Here is a 6983-nt window from a genome sequence, read left to right as displayed (position 1 = left end):
ATCGGTATTCCAGAACTTAATTCCAATTTGCCCAATTCTCGCCACCCTGTCCCGAGGCGCTGCATGTCTTCCGACGTATGCGGATTAGGCAACGCTACTATGCGCATCCAAGGGTTGTGCGGCAATATTTTTCCTATCGAAATTAGGGCAAGTCTGCTGACGTGAATCTCACTCTGCGAGAATTCCGACTGTGGACAGTTTTTCGACAATGAGCGTAAGTGCGTGTTCGGGCTGAACTGTTCCGACGATCTCGCAATCGCAGCATGGGCGGAGCCGCTGGCGCTGTATCACGCAGGCCAGATGGACGAAATCGCGGTAGGCGGAAAGATACCCATTCTGCCACTCAAGGAATTTTGATTCTTGACCGCTCGGAACCGAATCGTTCAGCTGCATCAGCTTCCGCGCGAGCGCCAGATCCAGGGGCAGTTCGATCCAGATTGAAACGGACGGTCGCTGCGCGAGCGCCGGATCGAGCGGGCCCAGCGGGGTGTCGACGACAACCCTCGCACCACCGGCCAGCGCTCGGTCGATGGCGCGCCCGAGGCCCGGTGCCTTCATCTCCTCGTAGGGCGCGCCGCGGGCGATCCAGTCGCGCATCGCCACGGGGCCGTTGCGGGTGAAAGTCTCGAAATCGTCGTAGGACAGAAATGTCGCACCGATCCGGTTCGCAAGCGCCCTTGCGAGGGTCGTCTTGCCGCTGCCCGGCGGGCCGGAGAGGGTGATCAGGGTAGGGCGCCTCACGCAGATTTCTCCGCCGCGATGACGTGGAAGGTCATGTCGAGCTGCGCGTCGACCGGGGGCAGGGGGCGCAGCCCGGCGGCGACCATCCAGTCACGGTAGACCGCCGGCGCGCGGTAAAACGGTCCGAACACCAGGTTGGCCGCCGCCGAGAGCCCGCCCGGCACCGGCTCATCGGCCAGCGCGCCGCGTTCGCAGACGATGACACGACCGCCGGGCGGCAGGTGCGCGGCGGCCTGTCGCAGCAGGGCGCGGGCGTCGTCTGGCGCCCAGTCGTGCAGCACGGACTTGAACAACACCGCATCGGCGGCGGGCCATGCGGTCTCGCGGGCATCGCCGGGCAGGAAGCTCAGGCGCGGCTCGGGCCGGTGCTTCATCCGCGCGCGGCCGAGATGGCAGACCGCCGGGAGATCGAGCACCGTGGCGCTCAGCGCCCGGTGCCGCGCGAGCAGCGCCTCGGCCATGACGCCGGTGTTGCCGCCGATCTCGAGCAGCCGCGCGCAGCCGTCGAGCGGGATCAGCGGCGCCAGCACCGGCGCCTCGCGGCGCGACAGCGCGGTGACATAGGCGACCCACGGCGCGGTGTCCTCGATCTGGGCAGCCCCGGTGCCGCGTGCGCGGTCGTAGCGGAAGAAGCCGAAGGTCTCGGCACGGGACTGGAACGCCCGCACCCCCGACGACAAGGCAGGACCGTGGCGCAGTATGTCGCAGGCGGCCAGCGCGGTGAACTCGACCAGCGCGGCCAGATCGTCCTGCGCCCTCAGCAGCTCGGTCATCGCCGCGCTGGCGCACCAGCCGTCATCGCCGGCCAACAGGGCGCCGCGCTCGGAAAGGATCTGCACCGCCCAGGCCTCCTCCGGGTGCGGGCCGGGCGCAGGCAGACGGTCGAACAGGCGATGATGCAGCGCCGCGCGCAGGGCCGAGAGCGCCGGCAGCTCGCCAAGCAGGGTCGCCTCGAGTTGCCGGGCACCGGCTTGCAGGTCGCGGTTGTTCATCCATCTCTCCGGTTTCGCCGGAGCTTGCGCCAGCCGCAGGCCCCATGCAACATGGCGCCGCGTCTTATCGGAGGAATTGAGATGCCCGCCTGCCCCCGTATCTCGGCGCTTCTTCTTGGCCTGATGCTGGCATCGCCGGCGCTCGCAGAGCCGCATGATTGCCTGATCGAGCCGCAGGCGGTGATTTCGCTGACCTCGACCGAGCAGGGGCGCATCGACGAGGTGCTGGTGCGGCGCGGCGACAGGGTGCGCGCGGGCCAGCCCCTGATCCGGCTCGAGGACACCATCCAGAGCCTGCAGCTCGAGATGGCCAGCGCCAAGGCCGGCACCGACGTGGAGCTGCGCGCCGCGGCGGCGCGGGTCGCATTCCGGCGCGAGTCACTGGAGCGCTCCGAGCGGCTGTTTGCCAAGGAGACCGTGACCGAGGCCTCGGTCGAGGACAAGCGCATCGAGCTGACCCTCAGCGAGATGGCGCTCGAGGAGGCGCTGCTGGCGCGCGACATGGCGCAGATCGAGCGTCGCATGGCCAGCGCCCTGCTCGACCGGCGCACGATCACGAGCCCGGTCGACGGCATCGTGCTTTCGGTCGAGGCGGCGGCGGGCGAATTTGCCTCGGACACCGAGGAAATGCTGGTGTTGGCCGAGATGGACCCGCTGCTGGTCGAGGTCTTCGTGCCGCTCGACTATTTCGACCGCATCGCGGTTGGCGACAGCTACCAGGTCGCGCAGGTGGCGCCGCTCGACGGCCTCTTCGAGGCCACGGTGCGGACCGTGGATCGCGTCTTCGACGCCGCCTCGGGAACATTCGGCGTGCAGCTCGAGATGGCCAATCCGGGCACCGACATCCCGGCCGGCACCCGCTGCACCGTCGATTTCGATCAGGCCTCGAACTGAGCCCGGCGCCCGGCGCGGACACGGCAAAATGCCGGGCGCGCTCGAGTGCCGCACGGAAGGGCGCGGGGCTTTGGGGCGGCTTCGTCAAAGGTGGATTGGTCGTCTCTTGGATCTTTGCGGATCCGTCGCCCGGGGACCGACGCCGGTCGAACTGCGCGTAGCGCAGGCTTTGGTGGCTTTCGGCAGGGCATCGGTGGGGGCGCTGCCCCCGTCCGCGCCGGGGGCGCGGACTCCCCCGGGATATTTTTGGCCAGAAGAAGCCTGGGGGTGGCACCTGGTTCCGCAAGGAGGGGCGGGGCGGCCGCAGGTCAGCCGGGAAGCAGGGCCACGGGGCGACACCAGCCTGCCGAGCCGCGGGCGACCTTGACCGGGAAGCAGATGACCTCGAAGCCGGTGTCCGGCAACTGGTCAAGGTTGGCGAGCTTCTCCATGTGGCAATAGACCGTCTCGGCCCCGGCCTTGTGGCCCTCCCAGAAGAGATCCCACCGCCCCGTCGCCCTGGCCTTCTCGGCCACTGCCTTCAGCGGTGCATCCCAACTCCAGGCATCGGTGCCGCAGACTTTCATGCCGCGCTCGGCAAGCCAGAGCGTGGCCTCGCGGCCGATGCCGCAGCCCGCGGCGACGTAGCCGGGCTGGCCGTAGAGCGCGCCGGCGCGGGTATTCACAAGCACGATGTCGCCCGGTTTCAGGTCGTGGCCGATGCGGGCGAACTCCGCTTCCATCTCGCCGGCGGTGACAACGTGGCCGTCGGGCACGTCGCGGAAATCGAGCTTCACGCCGGGCCCCATGCACCACTCGAGCGGCACCTCGTCGATGGTGATGGCACGCTCGCCCCGGTTCATCGTCGGGTGGTAGTGCCAGGGCGCGTCGAGATGCGTTCCGTTGTGGGTGGTCAGCGTCAGACGCTCGACCGCGGCCCCGGCGCCGTCGAGCTGATGCGCGACGGGGATGCCGAACATCTGCGCGTATTCCAGGGCGCCGGCCGAATGCGCCATGTACTCGATCCGGGGCCCCATGCCCGGCGGGTCGGCGGGCAGCGCGTCGGTCAGCGTGACCGAAAGGTCGATGATCCTGCGGCTCATGTCCGTCCTCCCTTGATGACCATCTGGTCGATGGTGCCGAACAGCGGTGCCCGGTCGCGGCTGCGGCACTCAATGGTGACGCGATCGCCGAAGCGCATGAAGGGCGTGCGCGGCGCCCCCTCGTCGAGCAGCTCGATGGCCCGGCGCTCGGCAAGGCAGGAGGAGCCGACCTCGCGGTAGTCGTCGTTGGAGACGGTGCCCGAGCCGAGCACCGTTCCGGCCACAAGGTCGCGCGACTGCGCGGCGTGGGCGAGCAGTTCGTCGAAGCCGTAGCTCATCGGATAGCCCTCGGCATGGCCGAAGGGGGCGCCGTTGAGCGCGACCGTCAGCGGCAGGTCGACGCGGGCGTCGCGCCAGGCATCGCCCAGCTCGCCGGGCGTCAGCGCGACGGGCGCAACGGAGCAGGCGGGCTTTGCCTGGATCCAGCCGAAGCCGGTCTTCATCTCGATGGGCGCGAGGCGGCGCAGCGACCAGTCGTTGATCTGCACCACCAGCCGGATCCGCGCGGCGGCCTCGGCGGGCGTGCTGCCCATCGGGACGCTGTCGCAGATCACGCCGAACTCGCCCTCGAAGTCGATGCCGTCCTCCTCCGAGGGCAGCGGGATGTCGTCGGTGCCGCCATAGAAGCGGTCGGACATGCCCTGGTACATCAGCGGGCGGCCCCTGGGATTGGGATCGAGGCCGAAGACCTTCTGCATCAGATCGCCGTGGCTGTCATAGGCCGAGCCGTCGAGCCATTGCCAGGCACGGGGCAGGGGCGCGCGCGCCGCGGCGGCATCGAAGGGCGCGCCGCCGCCGGCGTTGAGCGCCGCGTATTGCGCCTCGAGCGCCGGCGCGTGGGCGTCCCAGTCGTCCATCAGGGCCAGCAGCGTCTGCACTCCTTCGGCGGGAATGCAGCGCGTGTTGTCACGGCTGACGAGGTGCAGCCGCCCGTCCGGGCTGCCGTCGGGCAGGGTAGCGAAGCGCATGTCAGCCCTCCGCGCCCGTCGGTGCCGAAAGCCGGCCGCACAGGGTCTGGGCGAACCAGTCGGCGATATAGTTGCGGCCGTAGGTCATGTTGTCGGCACCGACATGTTCGACCCCGCCTTCGCGGTCGGTGAAGATCTTCAGCTCGCGGCGCGGGGCGTTCACCAGCTGGTCATAGCTCTGATGGGCGTAGTCGAGCGCGATCTGCCGGTCGTTGGCGCCGTGGGTGACGAGGAAGGGCACTTTGATCTTCTGCATCTGCCCGTCGAGGCAGAAGCCCGCCGCCTTGGCGAGGAAGCTGTCCATGTCATCGGCGCCGAACACCCACATCACGTGGTTCCAGTAGTGTGGCACCGGGTTCTCGCCCTCGCGCTTGAGGCGCTTCTGCTGCACCTCGGCCCAGTTGTGGTTGGCGCCCCAGACCGCGCCCGAGGCATAGCGCGGTTCGTTGGCGCAGACCCGCGGCGCGTAGTAGCCGCCGAGCGAGATGCCGGTGATGCCGATGCGATCCGCGTCCACGTCCTCGCGTGCAGCCAGCCACTCGTAGATCGGTGTGCCCCATGTTTCACTGTCGTAATGCGCGGGCAGATCCTGCAGGCGCAGGCTCTCGCCGGTGCCGGGCTGGTCGACGCAGAGCGTGGCGATGCCGCGCTTGGCCAGTTCGTGCGGCAGGAACGACCAGTAGAGCAGCTCCTTGCAGCTATCGAGCCCGTTCAGGTAGACCACCGCCGGTGCCGGCCCCTCGACGCCCTGCGCCGGGGTGTAGAGCACCGGGATCACCTTGTCGCCATAGGGCACTTCGAAGCGCTGCACGGCCTCGCCGGACTCCCGCGTGCCCGTCAGGAAGTTTTCCAGCCCCTTCCTGTAGGTGACCATGCGCTCGGGGTCGCCCTGGCCCTGCATGCGTTCGGCAAGGATGTAGTAGAGCGCCGCACGCTTGCGCTTGTCCCCGGCCGAGAAGAGCTTGCCGTCGGATTCCTCTTCGGCGGCGATTGCGGTCAGCTTGTCCGCGACGCGCACCCATTCGACCATGAAATCCTTGGTGCCCGCGTCCTCGCCATTCTTCGCCTTCTCGAGCAGCGGCTGGCACATGTCCATGATCTCGCCGATCTGCCCGCCCGAGGCGAGCGCGATGGAGACCGTGAGGTTCCAGACATAATTGGGGAAATAGTCGAACATCGCCATTGGGAGGCTCCTTGGATCGTCGGAGGGGGCGGGCGCTTCGCCCTTCGGACCGAGAGGTAGACGCGGCCCGCACATTCGGAAAATGGAAAGGTGTGATCCCGGGCATTCACGCGATGAATGCCCGGGTGCGGCTCAGAAGTCCTGCAGGTCCTCGGCGATTGCGATCTCGCCATCGAAGCCGGCGCGGATCAGTTCGGCCCAGCTCTCGGTCTGCTCCGGGGTGATGCGGGCCCCGGCCACCAGGTGCGTGGCGACGACCTTGGACACCCCTGCCGCCGCGGCCATGCGGCCGATCTGCTCGGGGCTGACATGGTGCTCAGACAGGTGCCACTCGATCTCTTCGATCAGATGCTCGGGCGCGGTGCGGCGCACGTTCTCCATCACCGACGGCAGGTCGATCAGTTCGGTGACCAGAAGGTCGGCATCCTTGGCCAGCGCGATCACCGCGTCTGACCAGCCGGTGTCGCCGGTGTAGACGATCGAGCGGTCCGGCGTGTCGAAGCGGAAGGAGAGCGACTCGTACTTGGCCTCGAGGTCGGAGCCGTGGGCGAAGCTGTAGTGCGAGTTCTTCGCCGCGGTCACCGTCACGTCGCCGAGCATGAAGCTGGCGCCGTCACGGATCTCCTGCACCTGCACCAGCTGTTCGGGCGTCATGATCTGGGCATCCTCCATGCCGTAGGCGGCTTCCATGGCCGGGCCCATGCCCGCGACGATGCCGTCGATTAGCGCCGCGGTCCCCGGCGGGCCGTAGATCATCACCGGCTTGTCCGGGTTCGTTTGGAAGCGCTGTCCGAGCACCGCCAGCAGCCCGCCGGCATGGTCGAAATGCAGGTGGCTGAGCAGCACGTCGTCGACAGCCCCCATGCGCACACGTTTCGCGGCCAGACGGATCGACAGGCCATCGCCGGCATCGACGACGATGTTGCGGCCATTGACCTGCAGAAGGTTGGCGGGTTGCGAACGGTCGGGGCGGGCGATCGGGCCACCGCCGCTGCCGAGCACGGTGAAGGTCGTCTCGGCGGCCGCGGGGAGCGTGGCCAGCGCGGCAAGGGCCAGCGCCATTGCGGTTCGTTTGATCATGTTGGGGTCTCCTCCTCGGTCTCGGGTCCGCCGGTCTGGCGGA

The 6983-nt window shown here is 68.4% G+C and carries 7 protein-coding genes; 1 reads left to right on the top strand and 6 read right to left on the bottom strand.

Going from position 1 to position 6983, the window contains the following annotated elements; translation table 11 throughout:
- Positions 1-168 precede the first annotated feature (168 nt).
- Positions 169-741: an AAA family ATPase gene (locus KUV62_RS15430; RefSeq protein ID WP_222604610.1), complete on the bottom strand. Its 573-nt coding sequence runs from the start codon at positions 739-741 to the stop codon at positions 169-171.
- Positions 738-1733 (bottom strand): methyltransferase, encoded by a 996-nt coding sequence (locus tag KUV62_RS15425; RefSeq protein ID WP_222604609.1) that lies wholly within the window; start codon positions 1731-1733, stop codon positions 738-740. The genes KUV62_RS15430 and KUV62_RS15425 overlap by 4 nt, the downstream gene beginning before the upstream one ends.
- An 81-nt stretch (positions 1734-1814) precedes the next feature.
- On the opposite strand from KUV62_RS15425, the gene KUV62_RS15420 reads away from it, so the two are divergent.
- On the top strand, positions 1815-2627 hold the full coding sequence (locus KUV62_RS15420) for an efflux RND transporter periplasmic adaptor subunit (protein WP_261395688.1): 813 nt from the start codon (positions 1815-1817) through the stop codon (positions 2625-2627).
- Positions 2628-2935: 308 nt separating this feature from the next.
- On the opposite strand, the gene KUV62_RS15415 is transcribed toward KUV62_RS15420, so the two are convergent.
- From KUV62_RS15415 to KUV62_RS15400, 4 genes are all read right to left on the bottom strand, one after another.
- Positions 2936-3709, bottom strand: a complete 774-nt coding sequence (locus KUV62_RS15415; RefSeq protein WP_222604608.1) for a cyclase family protein — start codon at positions 3707-3709, stop codon at positions 2936-2938.
- Entirely contained in the window at positions 3706-4677 is a 972-nt protein-coding gene (locus KUV62_RS15410; RefSeq protein WP_222604607.1) for a fumarylacetoacetate hydrolase family protein, read from the bottom strand. The genes KUV62_RS15415 and KUV62_RS15410 overlap by 4 nt, the downstream gene beginning before the upstream one ends.
- A gap of 1 nt (position 4678) precedes the next feature.
- Positions 4679-5860 (bottom strand): alpha/beta hydrolase family protein, encoded by a 1182-nt coding sequence (locus KUV62_RS15405; protein ID WP_222604606.1) that lies wholly within the window; start codon positions 5858-5860, stop codon positions 4679-4681.
- 132 nt (positions 5861-5992) lie between these two features.
- A complete protein-coding gene (locus KUV62_RS15400) occupies positions 5993-6940 on the bottom strand; it encodes an MBL fold metallo-hydrolase (RefSeq protein ID WP_222604605.1) in 948 nt (315 codons plus the stop codon).
- Positions 6941-6983: the final 43 nt, after the last annotated feature.

This window comes from Salipiger bermudensis (genome assembly GCF_019801965.1).
GTDB lineage: Bacteria > Pseudomonadota > Alphaproteobacteria > Rhodobacterales > Rhodobacteraceae > Salipiger > Salipiger bermudensis_A.
This window is presented reverse-complemented; position numbering and strand designations above follow the sequence as displayed.

Bases quoted from the DNA above. Each gene is read 5' to 3' on its own strand.
- KUV62_RS15410 (WP_222604607.1), bottom strand. From the start codon at position 4,677: ATGCGCTTCGCTACCCTGCCCGACGGCAGCCCGGACGGGCGGCTGCAC.
- KUV62_RS15405 (WP_222604606.1), bottom strand. From the start codon at position 5,860: ATGGCGATGTTCGACTATTTCCCCAATTATGTCTGGAACCTCACGGTC.
- KUV62_RS15400 (WP_222604605.1), bottom strand. From the start codon at position 6,940: ATGATCAAACGAACCGCAATGGCGCTGGCCCTTGCCGCGCTGGCCACG.
- KUV62_RS15425 (WP_222604609.1), bottom strand. From the start codon at position 1,733: ATGAACAACCGCGACCTGCAAGCCGGTGCCCGGCAACTCGAGGCGACC.
- KUV62_RS15420 (WP_261395688.1), top strand. From the start codon at position 1,815: ATGCCCGCCTGCCCCCGTATCTCGGCGCTTCTTCTTGGCCTGATGCTG.
- KUV62_RS15415 (WP_222604608.1), bottom strand. From the start codon at position 3,709: ATGAGCCGCAGGATCATCGACCTTTCGGTCACGCTGACCGACGCGCTG.